The 17,420-nt window shown below is 59.5% G+C and carries 16 protein-coding genes; 12 read left to right on the top strand and 4 right to left on the bottom strand.

Going from position 1 to position 17,420, the window contains the following annotated elements; translation table 11 throughout:
* Positions 1-17: 17 nt before the first annotated feature.
* Complete coding sequence (locus tag I6F37_RS13920) at positions 18-755, bottom strand: metallophosphoesterase family protein (RefSeq protein ID WP_036026567.1); 738 nt, start codon at positions 753-755, stop codon at positions 18-20.
* Positions 756-948: 193 nt separating this feature from the next.
* Between I6F37_RS13920 and I6F37_RS13925 the strand changes: the two genes are divergently transcribed.
* The gene (locus tag I6F37_RS13925) at positions 949-1,575 is read left to right on the top strand and encodes a transglutaminase-like cysteine peptidase (RefSeq protein ID WP_225151533.1); all 627 of its coding nucleotides are present in this window, start codon (positions 949-951) and stop codon (positions 1,573-1,575) included.
* An 11-nt stretch (positions 1,576-1,586) separates the two neighbouring features.
* On the opposite strand, the gene I6F37_RS13930 is transcribed toward I6F37_RS13925, so the two are convergent.
* The 3 genes from I6F37_RS13930 to I6F37_RS13940 form a co-directional block, all read right to left on the bottom strand.
* Positions 1,587-2,858, bottom strand: a complete 1,272-nt coding sequence (locus I6F37_RS13930) for a hypothetical protein (RefSeq protein WP_225151535.1) — start codon at positions 2,856-2,858, stop codon at positions 1,587-1,589.
* Between the two features lie 84 nt (positions 2,859-2,942).
* Positions 2,943-3,218, bottom strand: a complete 276-nt coding sequence (locus I6F37_RS13935) for a hypothetical protein (RefSeq protein WP_008561415.1) — start codon at positions 3,216-3,218, stop codon at positions 2,943-2,945.
* A 75-nt stretch (positions 3,219-3,293) separates the two neighbouring features.
* Positions 3,294-3,866 (bottom strand): hypothetical protein, encoded by a 573-nt coding sequence (locus tag I6F37_RS13940; RefSeq protein ID WP_225151537.1) that lies wholly within the window; start codon positions 3,864-3,866, stop codon positions 3,294-3,296.
* A gap of 277 nt (positions 3,867-4,143) precedes the next feature.
* On the opposite strand from I6F37_RS13940, the gene I6F37_RS13945 reads away from it, so the two are divergent.
* The 11 genes from I6F37_RS13945 (at position 4,144) to I6F37_RS13995 (ending at position 17,420) form a co-directional block, all read left to right on the top strand.
* Positions 4,144-5,346: a polysaccharide biosynthesis/export family protein gene (locus I6F37_RS13945; RefSeq protein WP_225151539.1), complete on the top strand. Its 1,203-nt coding sequence runs from the start codon at positions 4,144-4,146 to the stop codon at positions 5,344-5,346.
* A gap of 9 nt (positions 5,347-5,355) precedes the next feature.
* Positions 5,356-6,099 carry a hypothetical protein gene (locus tag I6F37_RS13950; protein ID WP_225151541.1) on the top strand — a complete coding sequence of 248 codons (744 nt, stop codon included), beginning with the start codon at positions 5,356-5,358 and terminating at the stop codon, positions 6,097-6,099.
* 44 nt (positions 6,100-6,143) lie between these two features.
* Positions 6,144-7,646 carry an O-antigen ligase gene (locus tag I6F37_RS13955; RefSeq protein WP_225151543.1) on the top strand — a complete coding sequence of 501 codons (1,503 nt, stop codon included), beginning with the start codon at positions 6,144-6,146 and terminating at the stop codon, positions 7,644-7,646.
* A gap of 142 nt (positions 7,647-7,788) precedes the next feature.
* Positions 7,789-8,406: a hypothetical protein gene (locus tag I6F37_RS13960; protein WP_225151544.1), complete on the top strand. Its 618-nt coding sequence runs from the start codon at positions 7,789-7,791 to the stop codon at positions 8,404-8,406.
* A 275-nt stretch (positions 8,407-8,681) separates the two neighbouring features.
* Positions 8,682-10,937: a polysaccharide biosynthesis tyrosine autokinase gene (locus I6F37_RS13965; RefSeq protein WP_225151545.1), complete on the top strand. Its 2,256-nt coding sequence runs from the start codon at positions 8,682-8,684 to the stop codon at positions 10,935-10,937.
* Positions 10,938-10,987: 50 nt separating this feature from the next.
* Positions 10,988-11,710 (top strand): hypothetical protein, encoded by a 723-nt coding sequence (locus tag I6F37_RS13970; RefSeq protein ID WP_225151546.1) that lies wholly within the window; start codon positions 10,988-10,990, stop codon positions 11,708-11,710.
* 301 nt (positions 11,711-12,011) lie between these two features.
* On the top strand, positions 12,012-13,613 hold the full coding sequence (locus tag I6F37_RS13975) for a lipopolysaccharide biosynthesis protein (RefSeq protein ID WP_225151547.1): 1,602 nt from the start codon (positions 12,012-12,014) through the stop codon (positions 13,611-13,613).
* A 17-nt stretch (positions 13,614-13,630) separates the two neighbouring features.
* Complete coding sequence (locus I6F37_RS13980) at positions 13,631-14,461, top strand: glycosyltransferase family 2 protein (RefSeq protein WP_225151548.1); 831 nt, start codon at positions 13,631-13,633, stop codon at positions 14,459-14,461.
* Between the two features lie 176 nt (positions 14,462-14,637).
* Entirely contained in the window at positions 14,638-15,693 is a 1,056-nt protein-coding gene (locus tag I6F37_RS13985) for a hypothetical protein (RefSeq protein WP_225151549.1), read from the top strand.
* A 7-nt stretch (positions 15,694-15,700) separates the two neighbouring features.
* On the top strand, positions 15,701-16,870 hold the full coding sequence (locus tag I6F37_RS13990; protein WP_225151550.1) for a glycosyltransferase: 1,170 nt from the start codon (positions 15,701-15,703) through the stop codon (positions 16,868-16,870).
* Positions 16,857-17,420, top strand: coding sequence for a putative colanic acid biosynthesis acetyltransferase (locus tag I6F37_RS13995; protein ID WP_276573774.1), 564 nt, complete (start codon positions 16,857-16,859; stop codon positions 17,418-17,420). Before I6F37_RS13990 ends, I6F37_RS13995 begins: the two co-directional genes overlap by 14 nt.

Consider the following 17,420-nt stretch of genomic DNA (forward strand, 5'->3'; position numbering starts at 1 on the left):
AGTTGCGGCCTAAGCTTTCAAATTGCGAGAAGACTATCGCCTTGGATCGTCAAGAGCGTCAAGTTGCCGGTCGCATAAGCGCCGGTGTCGATGTTGATGCGGTTCGACCGGATATCGGGCGCGCTGACCGGCGTATGGCCGTGCACGATATATTTGCCGAAGCGCTCCTCGGAGGCGAGGAATTCCTCGCGGATCCAGAGCAGATCCTCATCCTTCTGGCGATCGAGCGGGACGCCCGGTTTGACGCCGGCATGGACGAAGAAGAAGTCGCCGCAGGTAAAGGACGAGGGCAATTGCTGGAGAAAGGCGAGGTGCTCGGGCGGGAGCGCACGTCTCAGTCCCTCGATCAATTCGACCTGTTGCTCCGCGGAAGGGTTCATCGTCGGCGTGATGCCGTAGGAGACCAGCGTCAGCAGGCCGCCATAGTGGCGCCACTCCTGCAGGCGGGCGGGGTCCTTGAGGACCTCGAGCAGGAAGACCTCGTGATTGCCCTTCAGACATACCGTCTCGTGCGACTTCGAGCGTTCGATCAGGAGATCGAGAACGGCGCGCGAGTCCGGTCCGCGGTCGACATAGTCGCCGAGAAAGACCTGAATGGCGCGTTGCGGCGCCGAGCGGGCGAGATCGACGTCGATCACGGTTAACAGCGATTGAAGCAAATCGGCACGGCCATGCACGTCGCCGATCGCATAGACGCGGACGCCGTCGGGAAGCCGCGGCTTGGTCTTCTTTCGAAAGCGGGAGGAAAGGCCCATCAGGTCGGTCGAATCGCTTCCAGCGTCACGAGCGGAACGTCGTGACCGCTCTTAGCAGAACAAGTCACACATCGGTATTCTTAATTGTTTCCGATCGATGAGCCCGCATTTTGATTAAAGCCTCGCGTGGCCTTTGAGCCGTATTTCAAGAGGTCTGGCGTAGCGTCTCCCCAACAAGAACGGGGAGCGCGACATGCGCAAAGTGGTAAAGTTCCTGGCGGCCGTGGCCGCAATCGCGGTTGCTGCGGGGGTGCAGCAGAAAGCGGAAGCCGCCTTCGTCGGCGCGCCCATGGGGCTGCGTGGTGCCATCCACTACATCAAGTTCGACCAGCCGACGTTGGCGCCGATGGCGTTCACCATCTTCTGCTTGAAGTACAAGGACGAGTGCAAACCACGTCCGCAGCAGATCGTCTTCCGCGGCGGCCGTCTGAAACTGACGGCCGAGCGCATGGCGCAGATGCAGGAGGTCAACCAGCGGGTCAACACCGCGATCCGCCCCGAGGCCAATGTGGAAGGGTTGCGCGGCGAGAAATGGCTGCTGCATCCGGCGAGCGGCGACTGCAACGACTATGCCGTGACAAAACGCCACGAACTGATCGCCAAGGGCTTTCCGGCGCGCTCGGTGCTGCTGAGCGAGGTCGTGACCAGCTGGGGCGAGCATCATCTCGTGGTCGTGGTGCGGACCTTCTCCGGTGATCTCGTGCTGGACAACCTCTCCGGCCACATCATGCCGTGGTCGAAGAAGCCGTATCGCTGGGTCCGGATCCAGTCGCCCAAGAATCCGAACTACTGGGCCTCGCTCGGCGACCGCGCGGTCTGATCACCCGCGCGCTATCGTGATCCGGATTGGCTGACGCTCTGCGATAGCCCCAGTCCCAAGATCACCGAAAGACAAAGGATTGTTGCCGGGTGCAGCAATCCGGGACCCGCAAAGCTCTGAACCAGCGCAAACAGGACGCAGGCCGCAGCCGAAGCGGGAAAGAACGAGTCGCGTCCGCGCTGCAGGGCGCCGACGAACAGGCGAACCAAAGCCAATAGGCTCATCGCGATCATGGCGACCAAGCCGACCCAACCCATCCCCGCGAACACCGATATGGCCGCCGAGGAGGCGGTCAAGACGGCTCCGGCATCGCTCTGATAGATCCTGCCCACCGCAGCAAAAGTCCCCGCGCCGGCGCCGAACCAGCGTGTATCGGCCAACATGCGCTCGAGGGCTGCCTTGGTCTCGGCCCCCATCTCCGGAACGAGCCGCAGGAGGATCGGTCCGGAGCCCTTCTCGAACAGGAAGGTCAGCACGATCGCCGCGCCGGCCAGGGCTGCCACCGACACTGCGCTCGCGGCCAATGGCGACAGATCGAGTCTGCGGATCACGAGGATCAGCAGGATCAGCACGACGCCGAAGCTTGCTGCGATGGCGCTATTCGTCCCTGATAACCCAAAGATCGCGGCGGCACTGACCAAGGCTCCGACCAGACCGCAAAGTCCGATCGCGATCGAGCGAAGGACCGAATGATGCGTCTCCGCCCGTTCTGCGGCGAGCTGCATGACCGCCAGATTGAGCATGAGGCCGAGCCCGGCCAGGCTCGTCGTGAGGTCAAGCGGGACGGATCCGGCAAGCGCCGGCGAGAGCCGATGCAAGTCCAACATCAAGGCGGAGATCGCGGTTACGCCGCTCAGCACGAACAAAACCAGCTCCGCACGGCCGCGGTTGCGGACCACCAGGATCGCGACGCCGAGCAATGAGATCGCGGCCAGCGCCAGCAGCAGCGCGTTCACCGTCAAGCCGATATCGGCCGTGATCGGCCCGAGCGACAGGCCACCGATCACCTCGTGGGCGCTGGCCCAGATCGGATGCGCAAAGCGCAGCGGAAGCGGAGCGAGCTGGGCCGCGATGCACAGCGGGATCGCGACCAGAATCCAGCGGCCCCAGGAGGTCGCACGAAGATAGTGCTCGTAGTCGGCCTTGCGCGAACTCGACGCCGCGGCCAGCAGGCCTAGCGCTGCGGCGATCGACCCCAGCTGCGCGCCCAATGCGGCGCCGGCGATTTCGAGAGCGGAAGCGGAGACGATGGAAACGATGAGGGCAAAATAAGCGAGGGACAAACGGCGCGCTCGAAGCGAATCCTGAAACGGTCAGGTCACCATACAAGCGAGTGGTGCGTTTTCAAACAGAGGCTTGCGTTGCGATCAGCGGGTGGCCTTGACCGGTCGGCCGAAGACGCGGGTGGCGCGTGCGGCGGCAAGGGCAAAGCGCGCCCCCGAACCGAAGAGATAACCGCCCTGGAGGGCGATGGCCGCGAACGCCGCGGCCTTCATGCCTTCAAGGAAGCCAAGGCTGGTCATCATGCTGACCGGCAACATGGTGAGCACCAGCGCAAATGTGACCGGCAGGAGCACGAACACGCGAAAGCGTTGGCCCAGCACGGCACCCGTGAGAAAGCTGAAAATCAAAAAGGCGGTCATCCGAAACACTCTCCGTGCTCCGGACCCTAGGTTCCTCGCCTAAAAAGACCCTTAAGTTGTATGGCTAAATTTGGTCTATTGGCCGCAATTTGCTAGCAGCGAATGATAGGCCTCCCGCAGCCCGTTGAGCGCCACCATACCCTTGATTTCGCTGTCGCCTTCCCTGACCACCACGGAAAGCGAGGCCGTGGTCTGCCACTTCCCGGCGGCAAAGGCCGAGACCTCGTCGGGCAACAGCACGGCCGCTCCCGCGGCCGCCATGCTGCCCTCGAAACTCAGGGTGCCGCCACCGCTCGCCGCGATGGTCACCTTGGGGCGGCTCCGGGGCGGGAAGGGCCGGATCAAGGCCACCAGCACGTCGACCTTGCCCTTCGGAGCGCAACGGACGATCAGGCCGGCGAAGTCCGGGTCCGATTGGGTGGTGTCGGCAGTCTTCATGATGGCCGCGAAGCTCTCGCCGTCCTTGGCCCCTTGGGTCCGGGTGAATTTCCAGACGGACGTGGACGCAGGGGCGGCCACCTCAACAACGGCCGCGCCGCGACACCCCGTCCGGGCGCTGCCAGGGCAGGCGACGGCGGGGCCCCATACGCGTTCGGCGGCGCCAAAGAGGGAGCCCGCCAACAGCGGGATCAGAAGGAGGCCAGACACGGGTTTCCTGCTCTTAACGGACCCAGCTTTAGCCGACGGCGGCGAAGCCAAGAAGCCTCGCCCTCGACACACCGAACCCTCGACTAGGGCGATTTGCTCTCGAACCGGGCACACGAAATACAACAAATGGTCACAAAGGGTTAAACTAGGCCCCTAAGAGTGGCCCGCACGCAACACTGGCTGACGGATTGCCCCGTTAACCACCGGGAACACTTGTCGCACCACCCCCTAGGCCGTACCAATTTACGTCAATTGGGGACCTTCGGGCGCGCGATTCATGTCATCTATTGCCAAGACCTATGTGTTGAAGCCAGCATTTCTGGCCGCCGCTTTGGCGCTCGGAGCCTGCTCGACCAATCCCGGCTCGGGTCCGCTGACAGACGACGTCAACAACAAGATCCAGACGGAAAACGCGCCGGCCTACGAGCTGGTGCCGCTCAATCCGGCGACCGTGAAGATCCTGCACACCCACGAGCCCAAGGGCCTCGCTGGCGTGTTCACCGACCGCCGCCCGCCTGCCAGCATCGTGTTTGGCATCGGCGACGTCGTCAGCGTCACCATCTTCGAAGCCGCGGCAGGCGGTCTGTTCATCCCGGCGGAAGCCGGTGTCCGCCCGGGTAACTATGTGACCATCCCGGATCAGTCGGTCGACAATGATGGATTCATCACCGTGCCCTATGCCGGTCAGATCAAGGCCGCGGGCCTGACGGCAGTCCAAATCCAGCGCGCGATCGTCGAGAGGATCGGCAACCGCGCCATCGAGCCGCAAGCGGTCGTGGCGATGTCCTCGCAGCGCACCCAGCTGATCAGCGTGCTCGGCGAGGTCAATTCGCCGGCGCGTTATCCGGCGAGCGCGGCGGGCGCGAAGGATCGCGTGCTTGATGCGATCACCCGCGCCGGCGGCATCAAGGGCCAGGGCTTCGAGACCTGGGTCATGCTGGAGCGCGGCGGACGGCGGGCCACCGTGCCGTTCGAGAATCTCGTGATGGCGCCCGAGAACAACGTCTATGTGCGGCCCGACGACAGCATCTACGTCTATCGCGAGCAGCAGAAGTTCCTGGCGTTCGGCGCCAGCGGCCAGAGCGGCGAGTTCAACTTCGACGCCTGGCGCATCAATCTCGGCGAAGCGGTCGGCAAGGCTGGCGGTCTCCTGGATGGCCAGGCCGATCCGGCGGCCGTGTATCTCTATCGCCGCGAGCCGCGCGAGGTTGCGGCCCAGCTCGGCATCGACGTGAGCAAGTACACCTCGGAGACGATCCCGGTCATCTTCAACGTGAACTTCCGCGATCCAGGCGGCTTCTTCCTCGCCACCAAGGTCATGATGAAGAACGGCGACATCATCTACGTCTCGAACTCGCGCAACGTCGAAGTTGCCAAGTTCCTGAACTACCTGCGTGTGATCATGGCGACCGGCAGCGATGGCATCAATCTCGCCAACGACGCCCTGATCTTCCGCAACAACATCAAGCTGGCGCCGTAAGACGCCGACTTGATCGACCAAATCGATGGCACCGGGGCTTTGTCCCGGTGCCATTTTCGTTTAGCAATCGAGGCGGTTCTGCTGCGCCGACAAGCCCGGGATCTGGATCAAGGCGCCACTCGGCACGGGCGCGCCGGTCATCGGTCACCCCGCGGCTTTGCAAGGGGCTTCATGCGCTTTCGAGCATTCTGGCATCCTTTGGCTCTCGTCCCTTTTGCCGTCGCGCTTGCACCGGTCGGGCCGGTGCTCGGCGCTGCCGCAGAGATGGGCGTGCGTCACCGCATCGATGTGATGATTTCCGCTGAGCCGGATGCTCCCGTCCTGTCGCGCCTCAAGGGCGCCAGGGGCGAGCTGTCCTTCACGGTTCGCCTCTCGGCGAACTCCAAGGAGAGCAAGTTCTTCGGGATGCTGCGCCCGTCCTTCCCCGACATCGTCGTGCCCGATGGCCCGGGCAAGCCGCTGGTGCAGCAGACCAAGCTCTGGGAGGAGGATGTCTGCCATCAGCGCCGCGGCCTGCCAAAGGTCACGGTGACCCAACTCGGCGGGCATTTTGCGCAAGGGGAGGGGCGGATCGAGATTTCCGCCATCAACCGGCACATCGGCGTTCTGGTCCCGCCCGACGAACTAACCCCCGGAATAAAACTCGATCAGGGGAGTGATAGCTTTGGATTATTCTACGCATTCCGAGCGCAGAGCCGGAACAGCCGCCTCAACGTGGATCTGAAGATCTATCCGATCGATTGCTTCCTCTAGGCTTAAGCAAAGCTCGCGCGAAGAAAGCTCGCTCCAGAACGACGATGCGCCTTTTGCCTCCAACCATAAGCTGGTCCAACTTTCGCTGGTCGTGGAGCCTTCCGGCTGCCTTCATCCTGTTCTTCGTGGCCGCCGGCGCGCCGTTTCCGTTCGGCTCGACCAATGATCTGTCGATCGCGTTCTGGTGCCTGTGTCTCGGCATCGCGGTGATCTTCGCGCCGACGCGCGATCTGCGCCCGCCACATCTCTGGCTGCTTGCGGGCATCGGCGTGATCGTTGCCGCCTATGCCTTCGTGCTGCACGAGCAGCTTTCCGATCATCCCTTCCTCGCGCCGTTCCAGCCGATCTGGAAGCAGGCGTCGGACCTGCTCGGCGTGCAGATCGCCCCGTCGGCGTCGATCGTCAAGAACGAGGCGTTCTTCGCGCTCGGCGCGCCGCTTGCCAACATCCTGGCCATCGTGCTCGGCATCACCGTCGGCGCCGATCGGATGCGTGCGCGCCGCCTGCTCTGGGTGATCGCGATCTCGGGCGCGGCTTATGCCCTTTACGGCGTGCTCTCGTTCCTGATCGAGCCCACCATGATCCTGTGGCGGGACAAGACGGCCTATCTCGGCAGCGTCACCGGCACCTTCATCAACCGCAACACGGCGGCGGCCTATTTCGGCTCGGCTGCGGTGATCTGGATGCTGCTGATCCTGGAGGACGTCCGCCGCCGCCTGCCGGAGCGGCACATCGAGTGGCGGCGGCTGTCGCTCGACCTGCGCGCGATCCCGCCGAAAGAGATCCTGCCGCAGCTCGCTTGCCTCTTGATCTGCCTGATGGCGATGTTCATGACGACCTCGCGCGCCGGTGTCGGCCTGTCGCTGCTGGCGATGATCGTCGCGTTCACGCTGTTTCTGCGCAAGGACCTGCCGCCGCGCACCGGCATCTGGATTTCGCTCGGCTCGGGCCTTGCCGTCGCGCTTGGCCTGTTGCAGCTGCTCGGTGGCCGCGTCTCCAGCCGTTTCGACAGCCAGGGCCTAGTCGACGAGGGCCGCATCGAGGCCTGGAAATCGACGCTGCGGATCATCGCCGACAACCCCTGGTTCGGCACCGGCATGGGCACCTTCCAATGGGCCTTCCCGCCCTACCGCAGCCCCAACATCTCGATTCGCGGCGTCTGGGATGCCGCGCATTCGACGCCGCTGGAGCTTGCCTCCGAGGTAGGCATTCCCATGGCGCTGCTGGTGGCGCTCGGCTGGGCCATCATGCTGCTGGTGCTGGCGAGAGGCGTGTTCACCCGCCGGCGCGACGTCATCATCCCGCTTTCCGCCGCGGCGACCGCGACGCTGTCGCTGCTGCATTCGTGCCTCGACTTCACGCTGCAGGTGCCCGGCTACAGCATTCCGTTCTTTGCGCTTTTCGGCGCGGGCCTGGCGCAGTCCTTTTCGAGTCGGGAGGGCCGCGTGAGCGCGAGCGCCGGCGCCACCGCACCGCGAGGCGAGGGCCGCTCCGCAACCGCAGCCCGAGCCCCGCGCGCGCCGGGCGAGCTTCACAAAAGTGTCTAGATTTGAAGCAGTTGCGCCGTTTACGAAGTTTTTAGTATAAATGGACAGCCGTTCTTTCTTTCGCTAGGTTCTTGCACTGCACAGCCATTTTGCCCCGGCCGAGGAAGCAGATCGGGGCAGCTGATTTTTTGGAGGTTGTTTTATGAGCGTTATCAGAAACGCGCTTCGCATGGCTGCCGCCGCGGCCCTCGCTGCGACGATCACCTCGGCCGCCAATGCCGCCGTTTACCCGCCGCAGCGCCAGCTGCCGGCCACCGTCATTTCCGAGTTCAAGGCCGCACCCAACAGCCTCTTGCAGCAATATCCGACCGGCGGCCCGCAGCTGATCTCGCGCGTGCGCGACCTCGGCGCCTCCGATCCGACCACGCTGCCGGGCCTGATCGCACTGCTCAAGGATCCCGCGACCACCAAGGACCAGATGCGTGCGATCGTCGGCGGCCTCGCCCAGGTCGCCCGCATGGCCGCGCAACAGGACCAAGCTTATGCTAATGAGATTCAGACCGCGATCGCCGGCATTGGCAACCCCGACGTGATCGCCGCCTACCAAGCCGCGACCGGCGACGTCGCGATCGCCGCGACCGGCGGCGGCGCGGGCGGCGGTGGCAGCGGCGCGGGCGGCCCGACCGGCAACGGCTTTCCCACCGGCGGTGGGGGCGGCGGCGTTGTCGTGTTCGGCAACAACACGACGCCCAACAACGGCTCCGGCATCGGCAGTGGGTCCGTTGGCGGCACCACTGTCAATCAGGTAAGCCCATTCTGAGCCGTGGATCAGTGAAGTCCTTGTGAAGCTTGTTGTAGAGCGGCGCCATCGAGCGCCGCTTTCACGTTCGGGGTCGTTAACGTTCACGCGAATTGTCGGGTGAAAGCCGCGTTGCGCTGCATCAACGGCGTTCAAGTTCAGATGACCCTGTGCTACTTTACGTGCAGCGACGGAGCAGGGGGCTTGCTTCCGAGGCCGGGAGGCAATGGCCAAGCCTCCAATCAAGCCTCTAATCCTAAATAAGCAGATCGCGAATTGATTTCAGGAATCGATAGATGTTGCAGGTGAACAAGCCGACCTCGGAGATCAACCGTGATTTCGCCGAGGTCGACGGCTCTGCGTCGCAGACGCTGACCTCCTATCTCGACATCGTCCGCCGCCAGTTCTCGACCATGGTCGCAATCGTCTCAGCCTGCGTGATCCTGGCGCTGCTATATCTCTTCACCGCCGCGCCGCAGTTCACCTCAACCGCCTCGATGGTAATCGACACCCGCAAGGTGCAGCTGTTCCAGCAGCAATCGATGCTTGGCGATGTCGCCATAGATTCGGCGACGGTGGAGACCCAGGTTGAGATCCTGAAGTCCGAGAACATTAGCCTCGCCGTGATCCGCGATCAGCACCTGATCGATGATCCCGAATTTACCGGCGGGAGCGGCGGTCTGCTCGGCTCCGTGATCGGCACCGTTGCTAGCCTTTTTTCCGATGGGCATGCGTCGTCCGAGTTCGAACTGACGCGGAAAGCGCTGGAGCGATTCGAGAAAAACCGCACGATCAAGCGTCTCGGCCTCACTTATGTAATGGAGATCGGCTACACCTCGCGCGACCCCGTCAAGGCGGCGCGCATCGCCAACGCGATCGCCGACACTTACATCGTCGACCAACTCGAGGCGAAGTACCAAGCCACCCGCCGCGCGAGCGTCTGGCTGCAGGACCGAATCAAGGAGCTGCGGACACAGGCATCCGCCGCGCAGAAGGCGGTGGTAGATTTCAAGACCGCCAACAACATCGTCGACACCGGCGGCCGGCTGATGAACGAGCAACAGCTTGCGGAGGTGAATAGCCAGCTGATCATGGCGCATGCTGCTACGGCCGAGGCGAAGGCACGCCTCGATCGCATGAACGACATCCTCAAGCAGGAGATTCCGGACGCTAACGTCACCGACGCACTGAAGAACGACACCATCGTCAAGCTGCGCGCGCAATACGTTGATATGGCCTCCAAGGAATCAATCTGGGCAGCCAAATACGGCGCCGACCATCTGGCCGCTGTCAATTTGCGCAGGCAGATGGCGGAGATCAAGAAGAACATTACAGACGAGCTGAAGCGGATCCAGGAGTCCTATAAGAGCGACTACGACATCGCGATGACGCGCGAGGAGAGTATCAAGTCTAGCCTCAGCAACGTCGTCTCGGAATCACAACTCACCAATCAGGCGCAGGTGCAGCTCCGTGAGCTTGAGAGCACCGCGCAGTCCTACCAAGCGATGTACGACAATTTCCTGCAACGCTACATGGAGAGCGTGCAGCAGCAGTCGTTCCCAATCACCGAGGCGCGCGTGATCAGCGCGGCGACTACGCCGCTAGTTAAGAGCTATCCGAAGACGCTGATTGTCCTTGCCGTCAGCCTGCTGGGCGGCCTGATGCTCGCTTTCGGCGCCGCAATGGCGCGCGAGCTCAACGATAAAGTGTTCCGTACCACCGGCCAGGTGGAGGAGCAGTTAGGCGCTAATTGCGTCGCGATCCTGCCCGCGCTTATCACTCAGGCGTCAGCCATAGCGCTCTCGGGTAAGCTCGGCCGCAAGAAGGCCTCTACCGAGCCGAATCTCTTGCGCTATGTCGTGGACAATCCCCTGTCGCGCTTTTCAGAGGCGGTGCGGTCGCTGAAAGTGGCGGTCGATCTCAATTCTGTCGTGCGCGAGAACCGGGTTTTGGCAGTGACTTCGACGCTACCGAACGAGGGCAAGAGCACGCTCTCGATTAACCTCGCGCAGCTGATGGCGCATTCGGGGGCCAAGGTGCTCCTGGTAGATTGCGACCTGCGCAACCCCTCTCTGTCCCGCGTGTTACGGCCGGATGCGACGGTGGGGCTAATCGACGTCGTCGCCCAGAAAGTGCAGCTTCAGGATGCCATCAGCGTCGATCCGCAGACCGGACTCGCAGTGCTGTCTGCCGGAGCTACTTCGAAGCTCTTACATACAAACGAGATCCTCGCGTCCAAGGCAATGCATGCCGTGATCAGTCTGCTGCGTGGGCGATACGACTATATTGTGCTCGACATGCCACCGATGGCCCCCGTGGTCGACGTGCGCGTCACGTCAATCTACGTGGATTCTTATGTGTTCGTGGTCGAGTGGGGCGCAACGAACATAGACGTTGTCAAACACAATCTGCGCAACGCTCCGGAGATTCAGAATAAGCTGCTCGGCGTGGTCCTCAACAAGGCCGACACGAGGGCGCTTGCGCGCTATGAATCTTACCATAGCCGCTACTACTACCAGAAATACTATGCCCGCTACGGGTACGTCGAGTAAAGGCTATGTTGAGCAGGCACCAGCCAAGATGGTGGATATACCCGCGTGCCTTGCTGCTGCTGTTCGGCCTTGTCTGCCTCGTCTGGTCGTCGATCGCCTGGCCCTCATTCCGGTTGACGGGGCCGGCCCGTGACGTGGCCGCCCGGATCCGCGCAGACGAACGTTTCAGGCCCGGCGTACTTCCCGATTGGCAAGTGCGCATGAACGCTGCGCCGCGCGTGACTATCCTGCAGCCGGATTTCTCGCAAGCAGATGCGCTCATTGCGTTGCGCGTAGCTGAAGAGGGTTTGCGGCGGAAGAATTCGGAGGAAGCTGACCGCGAGACAGTCTCGGCTGAGGTCAAGGTTAGGACCGCGCTTTCCTTCAGCCCGAACAATTCTTTCCTTTGGTTGATGGCCTATTCTTTAGAGATGTCGCGCAATGGATTTCAGGCTAAGAGCCTCAGGTATCTCGATCAGTCCTATGCGACCGGTCCTCGAGAAGGCTGGATCGCGCTTCGCCGCAACCGGATGGCGCTTGCGGTTTTTCCGGCACTTGAACACCTGACGCAAGCGAGTGTTGTTCGGGAATTCTCCAACATCGTCGACAGCGGCTTCGTTGAAGAGGCTGCAGCGAATATGAAAGGGGTCGGCTGGGATCAGAGGGAGCGGCTGTTAGCGAGCCTCGGGGTGGTAGATATTGCCGCGCGTGAAGCTTTCGCCAAGGTGTTGGCTCGGGCTAGCGTCAGTGTCCGCGTACCCGGTGTTGCCGCAGACGAAAGGTGGTTTCGATAATGGCAAGCACTTTCTTCAGGCTTCGCGGATGTGCTGTTGCAGTTCTTGCTACTTTGTCCTCGGCATCTACGGTCTTAGGGCAGACAAGCCTTCCGAACCGGTCGGGACTTACGCTTCAGGGACCCGCAGAGCAATCCGCTGACCCCATTGTTCGCGATGCTCTTGGCCATCCGTGCCTTGACATTGAAGCGGCTGCCGTTCGCCACGTCAGTGATCCGCAAATGCTGGATCATATTGTTAGCATCAGAAACAAGTGTCCGCGGATTATCAAGGCTAAGGTCTGTTATTTCAATTCTCAGGCATGCAACGAGCTAACGGTGCAACCCTACAAACGAACCGACACTATTTTGGGGACAATGCGCGCAATGAAGTTCTTTCGCTATTCTATCCAGCAGAGATGAGCTTGTTGTCGCGACGTGACCGGCGTCGGACGAGTGCGCTCCTGGACAGGCGTATCCTGGCAGGTGCAGCTACTTACGCCTATGCCAATAGAGCTGCTTCGTTCATCATTTCATTCGGTTCATTGGCTGTGATGGCGCGGCTACTTACGCCGCATGATTTCGGCTTGGTTGCGATGATAACCACATTCACCGGACTGCTTACATCCCTGCGTGATTCTGGCCTTTCCTCAGCGGCTATACAGTCCAAAGATCTTTCGCTGGCCGATAGAAACGCTCTCTTTTGGTACAACGCCGGCCTTTCAGTCTTAGCATCGACCTTGGTGCTGCTCGCTGCTCCGCTTGTCAGCCACTTCTATCATGAAGATGATCTCAAGCCTCTTTTGTATCTTTCTTCTTTCGGATTGCTTGCATCGGGAATCGGTACGATACATGCCGCTATCCTGAGACGGGATTTCAATTTAAAAGGCGTCTTTTTCGCTGAGATAGGTGGGTTAGCAGTAGGGGCGATTGTGTCCATGCTACTTGCCTACTTTACACGGAGCGCGCTGTCCGTCGTCATTGGAGGCATTCTCCAGGCTATTGCTACTTCAGCAATCGCTATTCTGTTTGGACGTTGGGTGCCGAAGATCGATACCACCAGCAGGTTGGGCTTCCAGTATCTGCTCTTTGGCTTCAGGGTTAGTGCCTACGCCATTTTGAACTTTATTACTAACAACATCGGGTCAGTTGCCGTGGGATATCAGTCAGGGTCAACTGCGATGGGGGCCTTCAATCGCGCCCAAACTCTGTACGGTATGCCTGTCTCGTTTGTTCTAAATCCGTACCTTCAGGTACAATTTCCGCTCCTCTGCCGGGTCCGAGGAGATGTTGATCATACCCGACAAATCTATGGCGACCTTCTTGTCCTTACCAGCACTTTGTTTGTTCCGTTAGCGGTTCTGCTGCCCTTTCTCGCGGTAGCAGCGACAACGCTAGTGCTGGGCAATCAATGGACGGCTGCGGGGCAGATACTTGCGTGGCTCTCTCCTTCGCTCGCTGCACTCGGACTGATCGGACCATTTGGTCAGTTCATGATGAGCCAAGGAAGAGTAAAGGAGCTCCAGTGGTGGGGCTTCGCTGATGTTGGCCTGCGAGGCGGGGGGGCCCTGATCGGCTCATTCTTTAGCCCCACGGCCGCGGCTGCCGGATTTTCATTCGCGACTCTGCTGATTGCGGCTCCGATCATGGTTTGGATAACTCAGCGCGATGGCACTTTCTGCTTCAAAGATTATGCCCGAGCCTGCTTTCCAGGCATCTTCATTGCGTCGATGGTCGGACTGACAGCGCTAGCTGTGAGTCGATTTGCATCCGGAAACTCGTTTGGTCCTTTTGCGGAAGCCTTGATGGTCCTTTCTGCATCTCTTGTTCCCTGGGTTGCGTTGGCCGCGGCCGTTCACCTCTCTCCGATCAAGCTTTACTTTCTCCCCGGCTATCAAAAGGATAAAGATAGCTTCGAACACTAAGCTCCAAAGAAATCAAAATGGTCGACACACATCCCCCCAAGCTCGTCGTTCTAGTAACCTGCTTCAACCGCAAGGCCGTCACGCTAGAGGCCCTACGCGCGCTTCCGGCGGCCATCAATAATTCATTTAAGTCCCAGCTGGTGCTTGTCGATGATGGGACCGACGGTACGTCGGAGGCAGTTCGCAATGAGCACCCCGAGGCCATATTGGTAAAGGGATCGGGATCGCTTTTCTGGAACGGCGGTATGCGACTGGCTTGGCAAACTGCACTTGCGCTCAGCCCCGACTTCTTTCTTTGGCTGAACGATGACACCACTCTCCGACCTTCAGCGATCGCAGACCTGTTGACGGAATATCGACACGCATCCAATCCCCGGACGATAGTAGTGGGGCGAACAATCGACCCTCATACTCGAGCCGTATCTTACGGGGGACTCGTCAGGTCGAGGATTGTATCGCGACTCAATTTTCGGTTCTTGACCGAACAGGAAACCGAATGCCACACGATGAACGGAAACTGTGTCCTCATTCCAGCTATCGCCGCGAAGGAGGTCGGTATCAATTCCGAAAATTATCGTCACGCCTTCGGCGACATAGATTACGGCCTGCGGGCCAGGCGATTAGGATACAGAATCATAGAGCTAAAGCAGCCGGTTGCCCAACAGGAGCCAAACCAAAAGTTCGAGGCCTCTATCGGCTCGCTGACTTTGAGCAATTGGCGTTTCATTACTACAAATGCGAAGGGCATTCCTTGGCGGGAATGGTATAGGTTTTGTTATGAATTTGGTGGCCCGCTCTGGCCACTTAATTTTGCAGTCCGGTACCTTAAGATACTCCGGCTGCGATGAGCGTGCTTCTACCATCAACGTTTCTATTCGTCCTACCCTTCATTCAGTTGGGCTACTCTTACTATGCCTCTGTCTCGACGGGCGGGGCGGCGTTGACTCTCTTCATAGCGGGGAGGTCCAATTTTCGAACACTGTGGCGGCAAAACCTTGTCTTTCGTTCAATTGCTTGCCTGCTGATGATCCTCGCCACGGCATCATATGGCGGCGCATCAGGTCAAGATATGCTCAGAACTGTCCGAGAGGCGGTCGCTTTCTTTCTTGTGACTGGGTCTGCGCCGTGGTCGCTACCTATTTTCAACTCGCGAATATTATCGCGAGTTCTGTTCGCCATCTGGTTATTCGGTCTCGGCACGTTGTTGATGGTGATCGTTCAGACAGTGTATCTTCGATCGCATGCCTACTTCGGAATCCCGATGGACCTTTTCTCCCAAAACACAAATACTCTGCCTGGAGAACTTGCTCTACTCTATTCGAATCTTCGCCCCAGCGGGACCTTCGCTGAGCCCTCCTATCTGGGTGGAATCTGCTTATCGCTCATCTTCGCGATCAGTCCTCTCTTGAAGAAAAGGCGCTCGGTCCAGCTGCTTGTAGCGCTTCTTGTTGTCATCGTCGCCATTTCGAGATCGCTGTCAGGTATACTCTTCATATTTCTCTATCTTTCGATCTATATGAGAGGGGCGCTACGTTCGCCGGCGATATTCTACGGCTGCGTCGTCTCGCTATTTGGTATCCTGCTAGCGGTTACGTTGACGGACAATCCGATTTCAGATCGCCTCTTGACTGAAGGCGGCTATGACGCGTCGATTATGGGTCGTATCTTCGGTCCGCTCGAGGCAATCCCGAAGATACTTCCGCAGTATCCTCTGGGAATCCCGTTGGCTCCGTTCCAGAACATGGGCTATTCCTTCTCGGGTGATCTCGCCGCGGCAGAAATGACACACAATGGGTTGTTCAATCTGATCATCAACTACGGCCTTGTTGGTTTCTTACTGGTGGGAGTAATTCTTTTCAGCTTTCGAAACATGGAAGTGTTGGTCTACGTGCTGGCGCTTTCAATCCAGAACGGAGGTTTCCTAACCGTCGATAAGTTCGTCATCATCGCGCTCTCGATAATGCTACACAACTCACTTCGCGCGTCGACGCCGCAAAGAAAGAGAGTTAATGTCTTACGCGAAAGCCAATCGTATTCATTGGGACGATCGACCGGTCTAGTTTCGTCGAGTCTTAGATAGTGTACGTATGAAGGTTTTAAGGATAATAGGCTCAGTTGACCAAAGATTCGGCGGGCCGATAGAGTCACTGCTCCGTACCGCAGAAGAGATGCGGAATCAGGGGCATCAGATCGCGGTCGCCTCTCTCGATCCACCGGATGCGCAGTACCTACCCTCCTTTCCATTCGAGGTGCACGCGCTTGGGCAGCGCGGGATGCGCTCTCGGGTTCGGTACTCGACGACATTTGTGCCGTGGCTGCGTCGGCATGCCAGCCAGTATGATGTGGCCATTGTAGAGGGGCTTTGGAATTATTCGTCGGTAGGTACTTGGCTGGGGCTCGCCAAGAAAATACCTTATGTGGTCTTTGCTCATGGCATGCTGGATCCTTGGTTTCGGAAGGCAAGCCCAACAAAGCATTTTGTGAAGCAGATCTACTGGCATTTGGCAGAAGGTCGCGTCTTGAGGGACGCCGACTACGTGCTGTTTACCTGCGAAGAGGAGCGTAGACTCGCCCGCCAAAGTTTCCACGGGCACCGATATCGAGAGCGCGTGGTTGCATTTGGCACGGCGGATGCTCCAAGGCTTGACGAAAAGCGCGATATAGCGTTCCGGCAACTTGTGCCCGAACTGAAGGACCGAGAATATCTGCTCTTCCTAGGGAGGATCCATCCGAAGAAGGGTTGCGACATCCTGATACGGGCTTTTGGTGCCATCGCATCCGAGTTCAAGGAGTTGGATCTCGTTATTGCAGGGCCGGACCAAGTAAACTGGCGCCAGGCGCTGGAGTTGGAGGCGAGGCGTCTTGGAATCTCCAATCGGATACACTGGCCGGGCATGTTGACTGGCGACGCAAAATGGGGGGCCTTTCGCGGCGCTACGGCGTTCGTCCTACCCTCTCATCAAGAAAATTTCGGAATTGCCGTCGCTGAAGCGCTGGCGTGCGGATTGCCAGTGCTGATCTCCAACAAGGTTAACATCTGGAGGGAGATCAAAGCATCAGGATGTGGCCTTGTCGCAGAGGACACAGAGGCAGGCACGGTGAGTTGTCTACGGCAATTCCTACGATTGGACACGGCAAACAAAGCAAGAATGCGAGAATTGGCACGCAATTGTTTCTTGAAGCAATTTGAAGTCAAGCGTGCTGCTGAGGATTTGACCTCTGTCTTAACGGAAATCCTTTCTGATGAAACCTCTTGATGCACAGCATAGCAATTCTGTGGTTGGCGAACCGAGCTTTCCACTGTCGAATAGATTGATTCGAGCATTGTGGAACATCACTTGGCTACTACTTGCGTCGTGGACCCCTCCGCCACTGAATCCGTGGCGACGTTTCTTGCTTCGTCTTTTCGGGGCAAAGATCGCGTCAACGGCTCGTATTTATGGTTCCGCCAAGATTTGGTTCCCACCTTATCTCACAATGGGTGAACACTCGGTGCTTGCTTGGGGGGCGCTGTGCTACTCTCAAGCGCCGATTGTGTTGGAGGACTTTGTCGTGGTCTCGCAGAGGGCTCACCTTTGCGCTGGCACGCACGACATAGATGATCCAAACTTCCAGCTTCTTACCAAACCCATCCTCCTGAAGAGAAAGGCGTGGGTAGCCGCCGACACGTTTATTGGTCCGGGCGTTACTGTAGGGGAAGGTGCTGTTATCGGCGCCCGCGCCGTGGTCTTTAAAGACGTGGATCCTTGGTCAGTCTTTGTCGGGAATCCTGCAAGGTTTGTTAAGATGCGCAAATGTCATCCGTAG

Source organism: Bradyrhizobium sp. NBAIM08, from assembly GCF_020193935.1.
Taxonomy (GTDB): Bacteria; Pseudomonadota; Alphaproteobacteria; order Rhizobiales; family Xanthobacteraceae; genus Bradyrhizobium; species Bradyrhizobium yuanmingense.